The following is a 242-nucleotide window of genomic DNA, read 5'->3' on the forward strand; positions in this document are numbered from 1 at the left end:
ATTCGCAACCACTGCCGTTGTCGCCAAAGAGGCGCTGGCGATCCTGAAGAACACCTGCGCGTTCGCCTCCATGGTGAATCGCGACTGGGAAGACGAAATCCCGGGCAACATGGCCCGAGGCTACGCTCCCGGCAACACCATCAACATCAAGAAACCGCCCCGCCCGACGTACCGCGCCGGCCGAGTGGCCGCGCCACAGGCGATCGTCGAAGGCACCGTGCCGTTGACCGTCAGCCAAGGCG

1 protein-coding gene is annotated in these 242 nt (G+C 64.9%); it reads left to right on the forward strand.

Annotated features, from left to right (window positions below; translation table 11 throughout):
* On the forward strand, positions 1-242 hold a 242-nt coding region (locus tag ACI43T_RS12255), incomplete at both ends, for a hypothetical protein (RefSeq protein ID WP_405387403.1).

Source organism: Neisseria oralis (genome assembly GCF_045062685.1).
Classification (GTDB): domain Bacteria; phylum Pseudomonadota; class Gammaproteobacteria; order Burkholderiales; family Neisseriaceae; genus Neisseria; species Neisseria oralis.